This is a genomic window from Flavobacterium shii (assembly GCF_025847235.1).
Lineage (GTDB): Bacteria > Bacteroidota > Bacteroidia > Flavobacteriales > Flavobacteriaceae > Flavobacterium > Flavobacterium shii.
This window is the reverse complement of record NZ_JAOZEW010000012.1, coordinates 114,724-133,412: the sequence shown is the minus strand read 5'-3', so window position 1 is coordinate 133,412 and position 18,689 is coordinate 114,724. Positions and strand designations below refer to the sequence as shown.

19 protein-coding genes are annotated in these 18,689 nt (G+C 31.8%); 4 read left to right on the top strand and 15 right to left on the bottom strand.

Annotation, left to right across the window (positions count from 1 at the left end; translation table 11 throughout):
• Positions 1 to 20 precede the first annotated feature (20 nt).
• Together OIU83_RS12670 and OIU83_RS12665 are read right to left on the bottom strand one after the other, a co-directional pair.
• Positions 21 to 458: an apolipoprotein A1/A4/E family protein gene (locus OIU83_RS12670; protein WP_264206622.1), complete on the bottom strand. Its 438-nt coding sequence runs from the start codon at positions 456 to 458 to the stop codon at positions 21 to 23.
• 166 nt (positions 459 to 624) lie between these two features.
• The gene (locus OIU83_RS12665) at positions 625 to 1,524 is read right to left on the bottom strand and encodes a NifU family protein (RefSeq protein ID WP_264206621.1); all 900 of its coding nucleotides are present in this window, start codon (positions 1,522 to 1,524) and stop codon (positions 625 to 627) included.
• 163 nt (positions 1,525 to 1,687) lie between these two features.
• Between OIU83_RS12665 and OIU83_RS12660 the strand changes: the two genes are divergently transcribed.
• Together OIU83_RS12660 and OIU83_RS12655 are read left to right on the top strand one after the other, a co-directional pair.
• Positions 1,688 to 2,674: a PorP/SprF family type IX secretion system membrane protein gene (locus tag OIU83_RS12660; protein WP_264206620.1), complete on the top strand. Its 987-nt coding sequence runs from the start codon at positions 1,688 to 1,690 to the stop codon at positions 2,672 to 2,674.
• Positions 2,675 to 2,704: 30 nt separating this feature from the next.
• The gene (locus OIU83_RS12655; protein WP_264206619.1) at positions 2,705 to 3,226 is read left to right on the top strand and encodes a gamma carbonic anhydrase family protein; all 522 of its coding nucleotides are present in this window, start codon (positions 2,705 to 2,707) and stop codon (positions 3,224 to 3,226) included.
• Here OIU83_RS12655 and OIU83_RS12650 read toward each other — a convergent pair whose 3' ends face one another.
• The 5 genes from OIU83_RS12650 to OIU83_RS12630 form a co-directional block, all read right to left on the bottom strand.
• A complete protein-coding gene (locus tag OIU83_RS12650; RefSeq protein WP_264206618.1) occupies positions 3,227 to 3,940 on the bottom strand; it encodes a LytR/AlgR family response regulator transcription factor in 714 nt (237 codons plus the stop codon).
• 130 nt (positions 3,941 to 4,070) lie between these two features.
• Positions 4,071 to 5,201 carry a sensor histidine kinase gene (locus tag OIU83_RS12645; RefSeq protein WP_264206617.1) on the bottom strand — a complete coding sequence of 377 codons (1,131 nt, stop codon included), beginning with the start codon at positions 5,199 to 5,201 and terminating at the stop codon, positions 4,071 to 4,073.
• Positions 5,202 to 5,561, bottom strand: a complete 360-nt coding sequence (locus OIU83_RS12640) for a DUF4907 domain-containing protein (RefSeq protein ID WP_264206616.1) — start codon at positions 5,559 to 5,561, stop codon at positions 5,202 to 5,204.
• Positions 5,545 to 6,540 (bottom strand): Kelch repeat-containing protein, encoded by a 996-nt coding sequence (locus tag OIU83_RS12635; RefSeq protein ID WP_264206615.1) that lies wholly within the window; start codon positions 6,538 to 6,540, stop codon positions 5,545 to 5,547. Before OIU83_RS12635 ends, OIU83_RS12640 begins: the two co-directional genes overlap by 17 nt.
• A gap of 15 nt (positions 6,541 to 6,555) precedes the next feature.
• The gene (locus OIU83_RS12630) at positions 6,556 to 7,401 is read right to left on the bottom strand and encodes a DUF6268 family outer membrane beta-barrel protein (RefSeq protein ID WP_264206614.1); all 846 of its coding nucleotides are present in this window, start codon (positions 7,399 to 7,401) and stop codon (positions 6,556 to 6,558) included.
• Positions 7,402 to 7,630: 229 nt separating this feature from the next.
• Between OIU83_RS12630 and OIU83_RS12625 the strand changes: the two genes are divergently transcribed.
• Together OIU83_RS12625 and OIU83_RS12620 are read left to right on the top strand one after the other, a co-directional pair.
• Positions 7,631 to 8,956, top strand: a complete 1,326-nt coding sequence (locus tag OIU83_RS12625) for a DUF4270 domain-containing protein (protein WP_264206613.1) — start codon at positions 7,631 to 7,633, stop codon at positions 8,954 to 8,956.
• Positions 8,957 to 10,192, top strand: coding sequence for an aromatic hydrocarbon degradation protein (locus tag OIU83_RS12620; protein ID WP_264206612.1), 1,236 nt, complete (start codon positions 8,957 to 8,959; stop codon positions 10,190 to 10,192).
• Between the two features lie 3 nt (positions 10,193 to 10,195).
• Here the strand turns inward: OIU83_RS12620 and murI are convergent, their stop codons facing one another.
• The 8 genes from murI to OIU83_RS12580 all read right to left on the bottom strand — a co-directional run bounded on the left by murI (position 10,196) and on the right by OIU83_RS12580 (position 18,593).
• The gene (murI, locus tag OIU83_RS12615; protein WP_264206611.1) at positions 10,196 to 10,972 is read right to left on the bottom strand and encodes a glutamate racemase; all 777 of its coding nucleotides are present in this window, start codon (positions 10,970 to 10,972) and stop codon (positions 10,196 to 10,198) included.
• Positions 10,973 to 11,120: 148 nt separating this feature from the next.
• Positions 11,121 to 11,618: an OmpH family outer membrane protein gene (locus OIU83_RS12610; protein WP_264206610.1), complete on the bottom strand. Its 498-nt coding sequence runs from the start codon at positions 11,616 to 11,618 to the stop codon at positions 11,121 to 11,123.
• A 19-nt stretch (positions 11,619 to 11,637) separates the two neighbouring features.
• Positions 11,638 to 12,660, bottom strand: a complete 1,023-nt coding sequence (locus OIU83_RS12605; RefSeq protein WP_264206609.1) for an OmpH family outer membrane protein — start codon at positions 12,658 to 12,660, stop codon at positions 11,638 to 11,640.
• A 36-nt stretch (positions 12,661 to 12,696) separates the two neighbouring features.
• A complete protein-coding gene (locus OIU83_RS12600; protein ID WP_264206608.1) occupies positions 12,697 to 15,441 on the bottom strand; it encodes a BamA/OMP85 family outer membrane protein in 2,745 nt (914 codons plus the stop codon).
• Entirely contained in the window at positions 15,374 to 16,111 is a 738-nt protein-coding gene (locus OIU83_RS12595) for an isoprenyl transferase (RefSeq protein WP_264206653.1), read from the bottom strand. The genes OIU83_RS12600 and OIU83_RS12595 overlap by 68 nt, the downstream gene beginning before the upstream one ends.
• A 4-nt stretch (positions 16,112 to 16,115) precedes the next feature.
• Positions 16,116 to 16,799: a type IX secretion system protein PorG gene (porG, locus tag OIU83_RS12590; RefSeq protein WP_264206607.1), complete on the bottom strand. Its 684-nt coding sequence runs from the start codon at positions 16,797 to 16,799 to the stop codon at positions 16,116 to 16,118.
• Between the two features lie 172 nt (positions 16,800 to 16,971).
• Positions 16,972 to 17,856: an NAD kinase gene (locus tag OIU83_RS12585; RefSeq protein WP_264206606.1), complete on the bottom strand. Its 885-nt coding sequence runs from the start codon at positions 17,854 to 17,856 to the stop codon at positions 16,972 to 16,974.
• Positions 17,857 to 17,933: 77 nt separating this feature from the next.
• Positions 17,934 to 18,593: a CBS domain-containing protein gene (locus OIU83_RS12580; protein ID WP_264206605.1), complete on the bottom strand. Its 660-nt coding sequence runs from the start codon at positions 18,591 to 18,593 to the stop codon at positions 17,934 to 17,936.
• Between the last annotated feature and the right edge of the window lie 96 nt (positions 18,594 to 18,689).

Sequence of the window (18,689 nt, the reverse complement as noted above, 5' to 3'; positions counted from 1 at the left end):
TGAATAATTTAATGTCTTACTTATGCTTTATCCGATGGTTTATCGGTAGACTCTCCAATAGATTTTGCTTTTTCAGCAGCAGCTTCAATAGCTTCAGTAGTATTTTCTTTAACGGTTCCAGCTGCTTTCTCTACAGCATCAGATGCTTTTCCAGCATATTCACTAACAATGTCTTTAGCCTTATTTGCATAATCTCCTGCGTTATCTAATATAGGTGCTGCAACTTCTTTCACCTTATCTATAGTTTCTCCAGCAAGTGTTTCTGCTTTTTCAAGATAGGGAGCAGATGCTTCTTTGACTTTGTCTATAGTTTCTCCGGCAAATGATTCAGCTTTTTCAAGATATGGAGCTGCAGCTTCTTTTGCTTGTTCTAATGTACTTTCGGCTTGGTTTACTACTTCTGTAGCAGACTCCTTGGCTGTGCCGAATAAATTCTTAAAAAATGTTGATAATCCCATAATAGTTCTTGTTAATTAATTTATAATACAATATTAATCTTTTTTCAAGTATTATGATATTTATTAAGTAATAATTTATTGAAAATAAGTGTTTTATGTTTTTGTTTTAACTTTTAAGGCATAAAAAAAGCGCTCCGTAAGAAGCGCTTTTTTACCTTGTTAAAGCCTAAGCATTTATAGCTTCTACTTTGATATTATCATCATTTAGCATACTTTTTAGCATGTTTTCGATTCCACTTTTAAGAGTGAATGTAGAAGATGGACAACCGCTACAAGCACCTTGTAAAATTACTTTCACCGTTTTGTCAGTGTCATTATAAGAGTCAAAAGCTATGTTTCCACCATCTGCAGCTACAGCTGGTTTTACATATTCTTCCAGAATATTTATGATCTGTTGTGATGTTGTATCAAGTTTATCAAAAGCTTCATCTTTAGTAATGTCATTTTTAGTAGCTACTTCTATCAGACTTTCATCTAAAACAGTTCCTCCGTTTTCAATATATTGTTTTATGAAAGATCTAAGCTCAAGAGTGATTTCTTGCCAGTCATTAATTTCATATTTAGTTACTGAGATATAATTCTCATCAATAAATATTTCTTTTACATAAGGGAATTTAAATAACTCTTTGGCCAATGGAGATGATACAGTTTGATCAATGTTTTTATATTCTATTGCATTTTTTGTCAACATTCGGCTAACAACAAATTTTAGTGCAGCTGGATTTGGAGTTGATTCACCATAAACAGTTATTGGCTGTTTTTTTGGTTTGTTCTCATCTACAGTTACAATTGTTCCGCCTCCGTTTACAAATGTTTCGATTTGTTCCGCCACAGCATCTTTTACATCATCCCATTCGACAATGCTATATCTTTCGATTGCAATAAAATTACCCGATATATATACTGTTTTTACGAATGGTAAATAAAATAATTGTTGAGCTAGAGGGGAGTTTTTGGCTTCATCTATATTTTTAAACTCATAACTCTCATTTTTAGTTATAAAGTCAGGGAATTCAAATTTTAATATAGTAGGGTTTTGAGTTTCTTTTATGGTAAGCTTTGTCATGATTTAGTAATTTTTTACAAATTTACTAAAGTTATTTTCTACTAATAGTTATATTTGATTTTTAATATAAAAATAACGTATTATTTCAATTTTCTTACAGATTATTGTCGTATAATGTTGCTTAAATATCTTTTTAACACCTATTTTAAACAAATACGCTTTAATGTATTATAAAATTAAAATTACAGCTTTTTTATTATTTATATTTTCATACGCATATTCTCAAGAAGGAGTTCCTGTTTATTCGGATTATTTATCAGATAATTATTACTTGATACACCCATCGATGGCAGGTGCGGCTAATTGCACAAAGTTAAGATTAACTGCTCGCAAGCAATGGTTTGGGCAGGATGATGCACCTTCATTGCAAACTTTAAGTTTTAATGGTAGAATAGGAGAGAGAGCAGGAGCAGGAATTATACTTTTTAATGATAAAAATGGATATCATTCTCAAAAAGGAATAAAAGTTACATATGCATATCATATACTTTTTTCGAGAGATGAAATTGATTTAAATCAGCTTTCATTTGGTATCAATGCTGGGGTGATACAAAATCAGTTGGATGAAACTGCATTTATGGAATTCGATCCAATTGTTTTTGGAGATATTCAAAGGGATTCCTACTTTAATGTAGATTTTGGGGCATCATATAACTACCTTAATTTTTATGCACATGCTACAGTTCAGGGAGTCCTTGAAACAAGACGAAAAATATATACAGAATTTGAGAGTGATAATCTTAGAAAATATCTTTTGAGTGCAGGATATGTTTTTGGTGACAAAAGGAAATTATTATGGGAACCTTCAGTACTTTTCCAATTGTTTGATAAAACTCAAGAGAAGTTGATTGATTTTAACTTGAAGGTTTATAAGAATATGGATTTTGGCAGTCTATGGGCCGGATTATCATATAGAAGAAGTTTTGATGGCGCACAATATTATGATGGCTCTGGTATATCTACTCAAAAACTACAATATATAACGCCAATTTTAGGTGTTAATTATAAAAATTTCATGTTTGCTTATACGTATTCTCAAGTTACAGGTAATGTAAAATTTGATAACGGAGCATATCATCAAATTACTTTGGGACTTAATCTATTCTGTAAGCGAGAGCGATATGATTGTGATTGTCCTGCTATAAATTAATTTAATTTCATTTTTTAAAAGAATATACACATGTTGATAAAATCTGTAAACGGAAAAAAGCCTAATATTCCAGCTGATTGTTATGTAGCAGAAAATGCAACAATCGTAGGAGATGTTTCTTTTGGGGATTCCTGTAGCGTTTGGTTTAATGCTGTAATTAGGGGAGATGTTAATTTTATTACAATCGGAAATAAAGTAAACATTCAGGATGGAGCAATTATTCATTGTACGTATCAAAAACACCCAACAATTATAGGTAATAACGTTTCTATTGGACATAATGCAATTGTGCACGGTTGTACAATTCATGACAATGTATTAATAGGTATGGGAGCTATTGTTATGGATAATTGTGTTGTCGAAAGCAATGCTATTGTTGCTGCAGGTGCTGTAGTTACCCAAAATACTGTAGTAACTTCGGGAAGCATTTATGCAGGCGTTCCGGCTAAAAAAGTAAAAGACATTGATCAATCGGATTTTGCAGGCGAAATCGAACGTATTTCTAATAATTATGTAATGTATTCGGGTTGGTTTAAGGATGAACAAAAATAATTATAAATTTATTTTTTCGAAAAAAGTATTTTTATAGCTTTCGCTAATAGGAATTCTTTTATCACCAATCAGCACTTTATTTTTCTGAATCGATTTTACATGTTTAATGTTAATAATATACGATCTGTGAATTCTAGAAAAGCCTTTATTAGAAAGTAAATTCTCAAGTTTTATAAGACTAATTAAGGTTAAAGTATATTTATTATCGGTTGTGTAAATTTTCACATAATCTTTTAATCCTTCGATAAATAAAATATCCGAAAAATTTAATTTAATGTTTTCATATTCGGCTCTTACAAACATAAAATCCTGATTTATTTCGGGAGCCGAGATAGGATTTACACTTGCAGGAATATGTAGTGGATTAAATAATTGTTGTGCCCTTACTACCGATTTTAAAAAACGATGAAATGGAATTGGTTTTACCAGATAATCAACCGCCCCAAGATTAAATCCTTCAACAGCATAATCAGAATAAGCGGTTGTAAAAATAACCAGAGGTTTTTTTTCGATAGCATTTAAAAAATCAATTCCTGAAAAATGAGGCATTTCAATATCTAGAAAAATTAAATCAATACTTGTTTGATTGATGATTGAAATGGCATCAATTGCATTGTTAAAAGTATTTACCAACTCCAAAGAATCGACTTTACTAACAAAATCTTTAAGTAACTCTACCGCAAGAGGTTCATCATCTATAATAACACATTTCATCTGTTATGGTTTTGGTTTGAATTTATGATGCGAAAATATATCCTGATAATTAAAGGCAAGTTAAAATTAGATTTTCAATAGTTAATTTCGTGTTATATTTTCTTTATGTAATAATATTATTAACTCAATTTTAAGCGATGGCCGTTTTTATTTCATCTAATTTTAAATTTAGATGTATTTTATAAAAATGTTTGGTTTCGGTTATCTTAAGTTCGTGTGCTTCTGGATAAAGCAAGTTTAGTCGGCTTTGAATATTGGTTAATCCAATTCCAGAGTTTTCAGGATCTTTTTTATGATTTTCGACTTTGTTATCGATCCAAAAGTCCAGGCTGTTATCTTCGATTGCAATTTTAATTTTTACAAATGCAGCTCCTTTATAATCTGTTCCATACTTAAAAGCATTTTCGACAAATGAAATTAACAATAATGGTTCTATAAATTTATTTTTTGGTTCTCCGTGGACATTGATCGTAATATTCTCGATATTATTCAATCTTAATTTTTGTAATTCAATATAGTTCTGGATGTAATTTATTTCTTTTTCGAGAGTAACTGTTTTGTTATCGGTTTCATATAACATGTAGCGCATTAACTCGGATAATGTTACGATTGCATCTGGAACCAAATCGGATTTTTTATGCGCGAGAGAATAAATACTATTTAATGAGTTGAATAAAAAATGCGGATTTGTCTGTTTTCTTAAATAAATTAATTCGGTAGTTGTTCGGTGTGTTTCCGCAATTAATTTGTTTTGTTCGTTATTGTAAAATTCCGATAATGTTTTGATAATTGCACTTATTGTAACAACCAGAATATAAAAAAAGGAGGGGGCAATTCTAAAAAATAAGGGTTGGGTGGCCATCACGGCTTTAATCCTGAATCCTTTATGTAAAAATATACGATCATCGGGAAATGTTGGTATCCTCCTTGCCGGCATCATGTCTGCTGGCATCATTCTTTTGGTTACCTGAAATTCGGGCATGAAATAACTTGCTCTAATAATCATGAAAGTGATAATAACGGCAACTACGAATGTAAAATAAAGCCAATACTTTTTTTGTAAAAGAAGAGCAGGTACCAAATAAAAAAAGTTCAGATAAAATAATATGATTCCCGTAATCCATTGTATGTAAAAATCCGGAGTTATTTGAAATGGGCTTTCATAAAACTGGATTAATGAGGTTAGGATAAAGAAAGTCCATATCACACTGTGAAATAGTATTTTATTAGAACTGGTATTTTTGGTTATTTCAAGGTTCATTTAGATTTTTATATCTAATAAAATTAAATCTTTTTTTGTTACAGTGGGAGATAAATTGGCATTGAGTTTTTCTACTACTAAATTGCCTATTTTAAGAGCATCTTTTTCAGTCTCAAAACTCTTTGTATTACTGATAACGGGAATTATAGTTTGTCGGATTATAATTTTCTCATCATTAGCGATTGTGTATCCCCAACCAGAAGCAGTTTTTATGGATTCAACATGAAGATTCCCCTTTTTATTACAAGCCACAATTAATGTTATAAATACAATAGTTATGGCTTTGGGAAAAAAAGAAAAACAACTCTTCTGGATTTTTGCCCAGAAGAATTTTTTATAGGTGTTAATTATCATCATCATTTTGTTCTTCAAGGGGTTTAAATTCCCAAGCATCATCATAATAAGTTGAACCAGCTCGTCCTAATAGAACAAAACCTCTATCGTTAATAGCAAAACCTATAGCATCTGTTCTTGCGGCTCCTTCAAGAGATGTTCTTTCTTTCCAGATATCTGTAATTGGGTTGTATTCCCAAATTGATTTTGAGTTCTCTCCACATGCAACGTAACCTAATCCATTCATAGTAAAACTAGATGCATTTGAACGTGCTATTGAATAAGTATCATGATCATCTTCACTATCATCCAAATTTCTTTTTTTTGTCCAAGCTTCTGTTGCGGGATCAAATTCCCAAAAATCAGTTTGATAAGAACCGCTGTTTGTACCTGTGCCTAAATATGCCTTATTGTTTATAATAAAAACAGTTGCATTTCTTCTTTTGTTTCCGCTAAATCCGTTTACCTGGATCCAAGCGTTCGTTTCTTGATTATATTGATAAAAATCTTTTTGGTAATTCCCATCATAACCTGTGCCCAAATACGCTTTTCCTCCAACTTGGAACCCTACTGCCGAATAGCGTGCTGATCCTGCAAAATCTGTTTTTTGCTCCCAAGTATTATTGGTAGGGTTGTATTCGTAAAAATCTTTTAATTTATTAGTACCATCATAACCAAGACCAATGTACCCTTTTCCGTTTAGTTCAAAACCTGATGCCGAGCTTCTTGCAATTCCTGGAAAATTGGCTTTTTGTTCCCAATAATCTCCTGTCGAATTGTAAACCCAAAGGTCTTTTAGGTATTCATCTCCTGTATATCCAGTAGCTACATAAGCATATGCACCTATTACAAAACTCACGGCACTAGATCTTGCCGGGCCATCAAAAGCAGATTTTTTAACCCAGTTCCCCATCAGTTCACTATCGTTATTGTCATTACTACAACCTACAAAAGCTAGACTCGTAATTAATGTTGCGAATAATATTCCTTTTTTTAAACTATTCATAATGTATTATATTTATTAGTGTTTGTATTTTATACCAATGTTAAAAATGTAGCCGTTACCGATATTAAAATCATAGACTTCATTGTCATCATGATTTGATAGTTGGTATTTTTTGTTAAAATCATACCCAGCTTTGAGATTTACAAACCAGTTTTTATCCATATTCCTTTCATACTGCAATGCCGTTGTGATTTTGGATAAACTAACTTTTGTAACTGTATTATTCTCTATGTATTTTGAGTTGTCAAGGTTGTAAAAATCTCCGTTAAATTGGTTTGTAAGGCTAAATGTGTTTCGCTCATTGTTTGAATAAGTAAAGGCTGTATTTGGAAAACCAATGAGCATTGTTGCGTCACTGTTTATTTTGTGATAGAATGAAAATACAGGTATTATTTGTGGTAAACCTAATGCACTTGTTCTTTTTACTCCAATAGTAACACTACTATTTTTATTAAACATCCGACTAACTTCTATTCCTCCCAAAATTGATAAATCAGATATTCCAATATTTTTTTGAAAATTTAACGTTGGTTCCACTTCTAGATTTACCGTTGTTTTTTCGGTTAATTGATGACTAAGTATCAATGTGTTTTTAATTGCATTGTAGGGATTATAGTTGTTTTTAAAATCATAATTCTCTATGTCATATTTCGCCTCAGTATTCTTGTATTGAAGCGTATTTGTGATCTTGTTTTTATCGCTTATATCTTTAAAAACAGAAATCCCAAATCTAGTTTCGTTCAACGTAATTTTATCGGCAGGCTCTGTGCTGATATTTAAATCTACAGCCAAACCATTCTGTGCAGAAATTGTAAATATCGGAACCATAAAAAGTAAGGATATTAAAGTCTTTATTTTCATTATTTTTTTATTGGTTCAAAAGTAGGTATGATATTATTTTTAAAAAAAGAAGATATATATATGACCTATTCTCATAGACTAAATGGCAAATTTCAGTGCTGAATGATTGATTTGTCGCAGCTGAGTGATTGTAGATTATATCATCCTGTTTATAGATAGAAAACCCGAGACTGTATATGTTATGATGTAGTCTAAAAAGTGGTAATTTATATTTGTTCAAAAAATATTTATGTACAAGTTATTGTTACCGTTGTTTCTAGGGATTTTGATGGTTTCCTGTAATTCAGATACCGATACAGGAGAATTTGTTGTTGGTTCAGATTATTTATCAGTTGGGAATAAAGTGATTTTAATTGATACATTGACTGTAGATATGTCTACTATTAACTTTGATTCATTGGTTACGTCTAATCAAAGCAGGATTTTATTAGGAAACTATGAGGATCCTATTTTTGGGAAAGCAAAATCGGATAGTTATTTTCAGTTGTCTACTTCATCGTATGATTTATATAAAGGTGATTCCGACACGAGTTTACCTAACTATGTTTTCGATTCGATAGCAATGATTTTGAGATATGATAACTATTTTTTTGCAGATACGACAAAAGTCCAAACATTAAATGTTCGCCGATTAACACAAAAAGTTAAGCCTAACAAAGAGGACGAGAATTTTTACAATAATTCTGTTTTAACATATGATCCCGAAAGTTTAGGGACGATCTCATATATACCCAGACCAAAAGAAAAGGATTCTATAAACATAAAAATCAGTGATAGTTTTGGTTCAGAACTTTTTCAGAAGTTAAAGAAAAGAGAGGTCGTTAATAATAATGAGTTTTTAGAGTATTTAAAAGGATTTGTTATCACGTCATCTGAAGAAAATTCATCTAGTATGATTGGTTTTAAAGTTGCTACAAGTGTACTTCGATTATACTATTCCAAATATCAGGGAGAAACGGAAACTTCTTTGATAAAAGATTTTTCGATCCAGGATGCGACCAAACAATTCAATAATATTTCGCTAGACAGGACAGGTACTCTTATTCAAAACTTACCTATATCTTCAAGTAAATTGCCTAGCATACAAACCGAAAATAAAGCATTTATTCAATCCGGAACAGGTATTGCATGCAAAGTTGATTTTCCTAATATAAAACAACTTAAATATATTGCCAGTAAAGGTGCAATAGTTGATGCTGAGTTAATTTTAAAACCAGTAGCCAATACCTATTCTAAGGCTTATTCTTTGCCTGATTCATTACGTGTTTATGTTGGAGATAATTTAAATAGAATTAGTGGTACGCTTAATAATTCTTCGGGCGCAGCTATGTATGCAATGCTTAATAAAGCTACAGATGAATTTAATGAAAATGTAGTATATAAGGTTTCAATTGGTGGTTTTTTGCAAAAAGAAATGCTCAAGCAATCAGACTCTAAATTATCACTGATTCTTTCACTGCCAAATATTAATAAAGGAGTTAACAGACTTGTTTTGGGAGATCAAAAAAATATGAAAAATAAAATTGAATTGAAAATTTATTATATTACTTATTAAATGAAAAATAAAATAGCGCTCTTAAGTTTATTTGTTTTAATGTCCGTAACTTCTTTTTCGCAAAGTATTTCAAGTTCGCCTTATTCACTTTATGGGTTAGGAAGTTTGTATGATGCCGATTTTGGTTCACTCTCGTCTATTGGTTCTTCGGGAATTGCTTTGCCCTCTAGTCAATTTATCAACAACCTTAATCCTGCTTCTTTGGGATTTATGTCTCAAAACCACTTTTTGTTTGATGTAGGAGGTAAAGCGATAGCTTCGACATATCAAAATAACTCAAAATCTGAAAGTCGTAATAATGTTCAGTTTTCTCATATTGCTTTTGCATTTCCTATTACTCAGAAATCTGCTTTTAGTGTTGCTTTAAGGCCATACTCCAGTGCAGCGTTTAAGATAGCAAATCTAAAACTTCCTATAGAAAATAGTAATAATACCTATAACTTAGATGTAACTGGTTCAGGAGGGTTGAATAATTTTGATTTCTCATATGCTTATAAAATCAATAAGAGGTTATCTTTAGGGCTTTCTGCGGCATTACTTTTTGGTAATACTACTGATGATAGGTACTATACAATTTCGAGTTCAGTAACAAATATTTATAAAAAAACAGATTATAATGGCTTTCGCCCGACGCTTGGAGTTCAATACCAAATAGATTCAACACTTACAATAGGTTCAACGTTTAAGTCACCTTCGAGAGTAAAGGCTTCCAAAGTTCAAACAGTAACAATTGCGGGTAATTCAGGGACAATTGTCACCGATTCTAATGTAGCTTCAGATGTCGATGATTATTATTTACCTACAGAAATTGGGGTAGGGATAAGTAAGGTATTTAAGAATAATATAAATATGACTTTTGATTACGAAAAAAGTCTTTGGAACGATACTAAACAGTCGGAACTATATGGTGATTTTGTTAATCAGGATCGTTTTGCACTGGGCTTTTCTTATAGGAGTAAAAAGAACGTTCGTAAGTATGCCGATCGAATTCAGTATGCAACCGGAATAAGTTATGATACAGGTTATCTGGAAGTTGATAGCCAAAGAATAAATAATATGTCTTTTTCTGTAGGAGTATCTCTTCCATTAGAAAATACTTTTTCGGCTTTAAACATCTCTTATTCATACGGACAAAAAGGAAGGATTGGTGATGGGCTCATAAAAGAGAATTACCACAAATTGACACTTAATTTATCGTTGGATGGAATTTGGTTTGTTAAAAGAAAAATTGATTAATTGCTAAAAATCTTTTTCGACAACATTATACTTATTTTGTAATATATCCGATAGAACTTTTGTACTGCTATTAGCATAAAAAACAGGTTCGGTTATTGAGCCGTCGTTAAAACCAACCTTATCACGTAATACATTTTTGGTTTGTTTTGCGACTGCTTCTCCAGAGTCTATGATACGTATGTGTTTTGGAAGAATTTTTTCTATTTGAGGAATCAAATATGGGTAATGACTACATCCTAAGACTAAATAATCAATATTCGCTTCAATCATTGGTGTAAGATATGATTCTAGAAGACGTGTCATTTCAGGAGAGTTTAAGTCTCCGTTTTCAATTAACTGTACCAAGCCATAACCAACTTGTTCAATGATTTTTGTGTCCTGATACATTTCGGTTGCTTTATTAAAAAGTTCACTGTTTAGAGTGCCTTTAGTTGCAAGTATACCTATAGTTTGGGTTTTCGAATTTGTTGCAGCAGGTTTAATTGCAGGTTCAATTCCTATAAATGGAATGGTATATTGTTCCCTTAATTCTTTAATTGCATTTGTAGTTGCTGTGTTGCAGGCAATTACAATTAACTTGCAGTTCATGTTTAGCAAGAATTCTACATTTTTTTTGCTTAAAGCTATTATCTCTTCTTTTGTTCTTTGACCATAAGGAGCATTTTTGCTGTCGGCAAGATAAATAGTATTTTCGTTTGGTAATAATTGATGGATTTCATTCCAAATCGAAGTTCCGCCAATGCCAGAATCGAAAACGCCTATAGGATTATTGTTTGTCATGAAAACAAAGTTAAGTATTTTTTAGAATCGAAAGGATGTCTTTATTCGAGATTTTTTAGTTAAAATATAATTATACTTAAAGCAAAAAAAACTGCTCAAACCATTTTATTGGTGAGCAGTTTTTTATTTTCTATAAGGCTATTATTTTCTAGAAACCTAAATCTTTTTTTACATCAGCAGTAACGTTTGGACCGTCAGCTAATAAAAGAGTAGAACCATCTAAAACATATTGGTATCCTTTAGCTTTTCCAACTTTTTGGATAGAAGCTCTTACTTTTTCCATTAAAGGTTTTACGATATCAGATTCTTTTTGTTGTAATTCTTTTTGAGCATTATCTCTAAAGTCTACAATTCTTTTTTGCATATCTTGAACTTCTTTTGAACGATCTCCGTTAACTGCATCAGTTACTGTAGCCGATTCAGCTTCGTATTTTTTTAATTTTGCTTGGTACTCTTCTACCATTTTTTTGTAATCAGCATCATAAGTACCGCTTAATTTTTCAAGTTGTTTTTGTGCATCTATCATAGCAGGCATTTTAGACATAATTTCGCTTACATCAACGTGTGCTACTTTAGCTTGAGCATTCATGTGGTTTGCTCCTAAAACTAGTATTGCAGCAATTAGTAAAGTTTTGATTTGTTTCATCATCATTTTAAAATATTAATTAATTATTGGTCGTATTTTCTTGTTTTTCTTTGTCTTCTTTTGCCTTTTGCTCTCTTGCTTTTTTGGCTGCTTCTCTCTCTTCTAGAATTTTGTTTCTTCTTTCTTCTAAAGCCTTTTTGCGCTCATCGTACAATTTCTGTCTTTCTTCGACTTGTTTAGTTCTAGCTTCCTCTTGTTTGGCTCTGGCATCCTCTGCAGTAGTTTTGGCAGTCTCAGTCGATGTTGGACTTGCTGTATCTGTTTTTACTGTTTCAGAAACCGTGCCATTTTTTTTAGCTTCCCTTGCATCTCGCAATGCTTTTTTATTATCTTCATAAGCTTTTATCTTAGCTTCTTGTTCTAGCTTTCTGTCTTCCAGGATTTTGTCTCTGGCTGCTTTCCTTTCTTCTAAGATTTTTTGTCTTTCCTGCAAAGCTGGATTTTCATCAATAGCAGTTTCTTTGTTCTCTTTAGCCTCTTCTATAGCGAGTTGTTTTTTCGTAAGCTGTTCTCTTTTGTCGCTTCTCGTGATAACTCTTAAAACCTGATCGCTAACATCATATCTCTTTGCTGCAAAAAGCATCGTTAAATCAGATGATCTGTCAAAAATAAAATCATATTTTTTTGCTTCAGCAATATCTTGCACAGCAGTAAAAACTTGATCTTGTATTGGTTTTGCCAATGCCGATTTTTGTCGGATTAAATCTCCGTTAACCCCAAATCGTTGCTGTTGATAATCTAATGTCTCACTTTCAAGAAATTTAATTTCTGTTTCTCTTTCATCAATAAGTTCATTCGTCAATAATGCTTTTTCGGCTTTTAAAGCTTCTTTAAGTTTATTGATTTCTAATTTCTTAGTTTCAATTTCTTGTTTCCACTTTTCGGCTTTCTGCTCTAATTGTGTTTGAGCTTCTTTATAATCTGGAACATTTTGTAAAATATACTCCATGTCTATGTAACCTATTTTTGTCGACTTGGTTTGAGCCTGACTTGTATTTACTACAATCAGAGCCAAAATTATAAATAAAAATTGTTTTCTCATAACATTAATTTTATTTGAAATTTTTAACCAATACGATTAAAATTGTTGTCCAATAATAAAATGTGTATGCATACCACTTGGTTTTGTTTGCCCTGGTAAAGCATCGAATCCGTAACCAAAATCAATTCCTAATAATCCAAATGCTGGCATAAATACACGTAAACCAACACCTGCAGAACGACTCAAATCAAATGGATTGTAGTCTTTAAAACTAGGATATGATGAACCTGCTTCTAGGAATGTAAGTGCATAAATAGAAGCTGATGATTTTAATGTTATTGGATAACGTAATTCCATAGAGAACTTATTGTATATCGTTGCTCCAATTTGTTCGCCATTACTATTTATTGGTGTTAATGAGTTGTTTTCATAACCTCTTAACTGTATTGTTTCTCTACCATCCATAGAATAATTGGCCATTCCATCACCTCCTAAGTAAAATCTTTCAAAAGGAACTACACCTCTTGCCTGGTTGTATGCTCCTAAGAAACCAAATTCGGTTAGAGTTCGGAGTACTAATTTACCATAAATTTTGGTGTACCAATCTGCTTTGAACTTAATTTTGTAATATTCTAGCCAATTAAATTTCTTTTGATCCACTTTTGCAGGGTCTGCAGCAGCATCTTGATAGTTGTCTACTCTACTCGGGTATGGATTAGATGAAGTAGGAACTGCAGCTAAATAATCGCCTTGTTTTACAACTATTCCATTAGCATCTACATAGTCACTACCAGTATAGGTGTATTTGTAATCTTTTTGATTTCCTAAATCACCATAATTTATACCATTTAATAAAGAGTATGGTGGAGTAACTTTTGCCGAAATACTAAACTCAGAACCGTATGTTGGGAATATTGGGTTGACCCCTTTATTACTCCTTGTTAATCCGATGGTATATGCTAAGTTTCTAGAAGTTCCATTACCAAAAGTAAATAGACCTGTGTTGTAATTATGTAAATCGTAATGTTGGTAACTCACAGATTGTGATAAAACAAAGAAGTCATCCGGAACTGATAATCTTTTCGCTTTACCTACAGATAAAGTTAAGATGTTAAAACTTTTACTTTTATCAACTTTTTGAGTGATATAGTTGTTTAGGTATTGTGTGCTGTATGATATCGAAGTACTAAATTGAACTGGTTTTTTACCTCCAAACCAAGGTTCAGAAAACGATACACTATAGGTTTGGAAATAAGTACTTCCTTGTAAACGTAATGCTACTTTTTGTCCATCACCCATAGGTAAAGGTTTGTAAGCATCTTTATTAAATAGGTTTCTTGCAGAGAAGTTATTGAACGATAGTCCTAACGTCCCGATGAAACCACCACCCCCATAACCTCCTTGTAGTTCTATCTGGCTAGATCCTTTTTCAACAAGATGATATTCTATATCTACTGTTCCTGCAGCAGCATCTACATTCTTGAATTTAGGGTCAATTGCTTCAGGATCAAAAAATCCTAATTGTCCAATTTCACGAATGGTTCTAACTAATAAATCTTTACTATATTTTTCACCTGGTTTTGTTCTTAACTCGCGGTAAATTACTTTGTCATTTGTCTTGTCGTTACCTACAACCGAAATTTTGTTGAAATATGCAATCGGTCCTTCTGTAACTCTAATTTCAAAATCAATAGTATCATTTACTGTTTTTACTTCAACGGCATTAATATTCGAGAACAAATAACCATTGTTTTGATATAAGTTGGTGATATCTTCTGCATCAGGTTTTGATTTATCTGCAATCCTTTTCTCTAGAAGTACTCCATTATATGTTTCTCCTTTTTTGATACCTAAATAACGATTCAGTAATTGATCTGAATAAACTGTATTTCCTAAGAATTTGATATTACCAAAGTAGTATTTGTTTCCTTCCTCAACATCAACTTTTATAGCTAATGTATTTTTCTTTTTGTTGTATGTTATAGAATCAGATAATATTCTTGCGTCTCTATAACCTTTCTCTTTATAGGTAGCGATAACTTTGTCTAAATCGGCTTTGTATTTTTCTTTGATGAATTTAGAGGCTTTAAAAATACGAATTGGATTTTTTTGTTTCGTATCTTTCATTGCGCTACGTAAAGTTGCGTCGGTCAATTGCTTATTGCCTTCAAATTCAATTTTGCTAATTTTCACCTTGTCGCCTTTGTCGACCCTCACAAGCATATTTACTTGGTTAGTACTAGTGGTGTCTGCAGTGGTGGTAATGGTTACCTTGGTATTGTAAAAGCCTTCTTTTTTGTATTTATTTTCAATATAGTTCTTCGTAGTTGTAATTAAATTCTCATTTACAATTTTATTTTTTGTCAAGCTGTTGTCTTTAATTAATGCATCAACTTTACCTTTCTTGACACCAACAAATTTTACTTCGTTTAATTTAGGGAGTTCTACAATGTCTAAATCCAAGTAAATACTATCGTTTTCGATTCTATTTACATAGAACGAAATTTCATCAAAAAGACCTAGCTTTCCCAACTTTTTTATTGCTCCACTTATTTCTTCCCCAGGTACAGTTATTTCTTGTCCTTTTTGTAAACCAGAAAAGGTAACAACTGTTTGTTCATTGAAACTTATTTTACCAATTACAGATACATCCGCAAGAATATATTTTTTCCCTTGGTCAAAAGGAACTCTTTCTTGCGCTTTAATTTGAGAAAAACTACCCAAAATAAATAAGGTAAGTACTATTTTTATTCTTTTTTGTAACACTAAAAAATCATTTAATTTGTTCACTTGTTTTTCCAAATCTGCGTTCTCTTTTTTGATAACTAATGATAGCCTCATATAAATCCTGTTCTTTAAAGTCTGGCCACAAGACATTAGTAAAATATAGTTCTGCATAGGCAATTTGCCATAACAAAAAATTACTTATTCTATGTTCTCCACTGGTTCGTATTAGTAAATCTACATCTGGTAAATTTTGCGTGTAAAGATGCTCATTTATAATTGAATCGTCAATAGTGTCTATTGAAATTATATTATTTTTAACTTTATTACTGATGATTTTAATAGCGTTCACAAGTTCTTCTCTAGAACCATAACTCAAAGCTAATGTCAGTGTAAGGCGTGTATTGTTTTTTGTTTTATCAATAACATCTAATAACTCTCTTTGAGCTGATTGAGGTAATTTTTCAATATTACCAATTGCGTTGAGTTTGATGTTATTGCTTTGTAATGTACCAAGCTCTTTTTTTAATGAATTTATAAGTATCTTCATTAGGGCCTCAACTTCTAGTTTTGGTCTGTTCCAGTTTTCAGTAGAAAAGGCATATAATGTTAAATACTCGATCCCTATCTTAGCACAAGATTCAATTGTTGCTTTTACTGATTTAGTTCCATTTTCATGACCAAAAGCTCTCAGGAAACCTTGTTGTTTTGCCCAGCGTCCATTTCCATCCATGATGATGGCCAAATGGCGAGGCAAGTTTTTTTTATCTAGTGTGTCTAAATTCATTTTTTTAATATGGGCAATAGCAAGGTTTGTTTCCAAAGGTATACGTTAAAGTTACTCCCGAGAAAACATACCAGTCATTATTATTCAGGTTTCCAAAATGCAATGATTTTAAATTTTCATTACTTGGGTTACTACCATCAAGATTATCTGTAAATGTATATCGTGCTCCAACCTCTAATCCTAAGATAAAATTAGTGGTTAAGTTTGTTTTTATACCTAATATCATCGGAATAGCAAATGAGCCTGTGTTTTTCTCTTTATGCGTCTCTCCGGATGAAATATATAATTCATCGTATCTAAAATAATTTAATCCTGAGAATACATAAGGAGTGACTTTTCTTTTGGACTCATGTAAGTTGAAATCAAAAAAATTGAACTCAAGTCCGGCAGATAGTTCTCTAACAGTATTATCAAAGCGATATTTTCTAAATTTTCGACCACCTTCTTTTGAATCTAAATCATTGGCAGTGATTGTTGATTGTGTGTACGAAAAGCGATAGGCGTGTCTTGGACTTTTATTCCACTTGTATAAGATTCCCAAGGCGAGCTTATTTGGTGAGATGTAATTTGTGCTCCCTACATCTCCTACATAGTTACTACCTCCTAAAAAAACACCAACCTCATGTATCTGAGCGTTCATGCTTATAAAGGAAAAGAAACATAACAATAAATTAAAAATTTTGTTCATTTAATTAAAAATTGCGTGCAAATATAATAATTATCAATACGAATCAATGCTCATTAAGTTAAATCTGTCTTTTTTTGAATTAAAGGCGATATATCTAGACAATTACTGAATATTCGATACATGCAAAACGGGAAAAACACTACAAATAGTATAGTGCTTGTTTAAAAAGAACTTAATTTCGTTTGTCTTCACCCCAAAGTAGTTTATTACGTAAGGTTTTTAAGAAGGTTTCCCCAGGGATTTCGACCATATTTATTTTAAAATTTGTTTTCTTAATAGTCAAAATAGATTCGTTTTTTATCGAAGCTATTCTGGAATCCAGGGAAACAAGGTAGTGATCTTCTCTTCCGGATACTCGTAGTTTAATCTCGGTAGTATCAGGTATTATAAGCGGTCTGGCTGTTAAATTATGGGGGGCAATTGGCGTAATTACCAAGCTGTTTACGTCTGGAGTTAATATTGGGCCTCCGCAACTTAATGAGTATCCCGTTGAACCAGTTGGGGTAGATATGATTAATCCATCTGCCCAATAAGAATTTAAGTATTCACCGTTTAAATAAGTGTCTACAGTTATCATCGAAGTAGTGTCTTTTCGGCTAACGGTTACTTCGTTCATTGCAAAATTAAGTTCTTCTATAGCCTCGTTTCTTGGTTCAGTTGTTAAACTTAATAAGGTTCTTTCGGATACAGTGTATTTTTTGTCGATTACAAATTGCATAAATGCAGCTATGTTTTCTTTTTGAACTGTTGCAAGAAAACCCAGTCTTCCGGCATTGATTCCTAGGATGGGTACACCAGAATTACGAATTAAGGTAGCAGCTCTTAAAATAGTTCCATCGCCGCCTATGCTTATTAGCATTTCAAAGCTACTGTCTAATTCTGTGTGAGATGAAAATGTTTTATATTCCTTTTCGATTATCTTTTTTTCATGAAGCATCTTCAGAAAATTGGCTTCAATGATCATTTCGACATTATTCGAATTAAAAAAAACAAATATGTCCTTAATAATTGGGTCTGTACTATTTAGATAGTATTGTCCGTAAATAGCTACTTTCATTCTTTTTAGTTAGATAGTGTGTCAATAGGATAATGCGAAAATGTTCTAATTAACACATTATCGAATTCTCTAATTTTTTATATATTAAGGTACTTGTCTAAATAATCAGAGCGTTCCTTTAAATTATTAATATATGTGTCTTCTTGGTGTTCGGATATAATCTCGTAATTGTATCTTCGAAATGTTTGAATAATTTCATTCATTGCGCCCAAACTAATTTTTATAGTTATTTGAATACTATCTGAGGTAGTATCAGAAACAAAGGCACCTAAAATTCGACCATTATTACTTTCTACAATTTGAGTAATCTCACTCATAGAGTAATCTAAAAGTCCTTTTTTTACAATTATTATTCCACCTGGTTCCTTTAAAAAAGGAGTCTCATGAAAAAATTTGATGATGTCTTCTATTTCATAGACCCCTAGAAAAATGTTATTTTCATCCAGAACAGGAATTAAATTAGTGTGATTTTTGGCAAAAACTTCTAGTACATCAAGCCAAATCATATTTTTTCGGGCAAAAAAATGCTCAAGAGTATATTTGTAGTCTATTACTTTTTTGTCTCCATCAAAAGTTTCAATGTCATCGGCTGCTATACTTCCAATATAAATACCCTCTTCTAAAACAGGGAAATGCGAAAACTTCAAATCAGCAAAGAAATCCTGAACCGAAGCTATGGTTTCCTGGCTGTTGATAGCTCTAAAATCATTTGTTATATAATTGGTAATATCTGTCATAAATCAATCAGCAATATTTGATGCAAAATAATCAAAAAATACCAAAAACTCCTAAGTTTTACTTTGTATTTTTGTCGTAACAAATATAGTGTTACT